This window comes from Pseudomonas sp. 1, from assembly GCF_056626735.1.
The window spans coordinates 1-1,103 of the sequence record NZ_JBWXMQ010000047.1; the positions used below are offsets into that span (position 1 = coordinate 1).

Consider the following 1,103-nt stretch of genomic DNA (forward strand, 5'->3'; position numbering starts at 1 on the left):
GGCCGCCGCGCAGTCGGCACTGGCGGCGCCGGAATCTTCACAAACGCTCCTTGCGTTATCCATGACCACGCAATTGGCCGCCCTGACTCAGGCAGCAGAGCAGGCTGCGTCCGTCTGCGCCGTGTGCGAAAAACTGGCGCAGGTGAGCGCATGAATCGGGCGTATCTGTTGCTGGATCAAATCCAGATCGAAAACCTTCCGGAACGCCTGTTCGAGCTGACGGGAGGCGTAATGCCTCACTCGCTTTATCAGCGCACGGCCTACAGCGCCCTGGATAAAGCAGGCCCCGTACTGGTGGCGGTAACCCCTGACAGTCCTCTGGCGCAGGTCTTTTCACAGGAGTGGAGCACGACGGCGGGGCTCTGGCTGGAGTCGCAAGCCGATGAGGGGGCATTGCTGGAGCATTTGCGCAGCCTGATCCACGCCCGTGTCGAGGGTGATGTGACCGTGCTCTTTCGCTTTTACGATCCCCGCATCACCGCGTTGTGGCTGGCGGACAAGCCCGCAGCAGAGCGGGATCGGTTGATGGGGCCGGTGCACCTGATCCGGCTGCCGGGCCTGCAGATCCGGCAGCTCACCGAGCAACCGGCGATCCCTTACGCGGACAGACCGTGGCTGGTGTTCACGGCAGAGCAGCTCAATGACCTGAACGCTGCGAAACGCCGGACATTCGCCGGGCAACTGATCGAACATGCTCTGCGGTATTTCCCGAAATGCCTTGGATCGCAGGAACCGACGGCTTTGCAGCAATGGGCCATGGACTGTCAGGGCAGTGCGGCGCGCAATGGCTTCAGTGCCGTGGAGGAGGTGCTGCTCTGGGCGCGTTTCTACGCAGTGCTGGGGGCGGACTTTCCCGATGGCCCGGAGCACGGCGCCTACCGGCAGTTGCTGGCCGAGCCTGGTGTGTTGCCCCACCAGCGCCTGGACAACCTCAACAGCGCATTGACGCATCAGTCGCTGACTGACAAGGACCTCACCCTATGAGCGCCGAAAAACTTGCCATGGTCGACCAGGCCGCGCAGGCCGAACGGGCCGCCAAAGCCCAGCCGCATGTGGATATCAACAGCACGGTGCATCCGTGTCCCGCCAGTCAGCCTGATCTT

1 protein-coding gene is annotated in these 1,103 nt (G+C 63.0%); it reads left to right on the plus strand.

The window, feature by feature from the left end:
* The first annotated feature begins 150 nt into the window (after positions 1–150).
* The gene (locus tag AC1MDC_RS28625; protein WP_480394187.1) at positions 151–984 is read left to right on the plus strand and encodes a DUF4123 domain-containing protein; all 834 of its coding nucleotides are present in this window, start codon (positions 151–153) and stop codon (positions 982–984) included.
* The last annotated feature ends 119 nt before the right edge of the window (positions 985–1,103 follow it).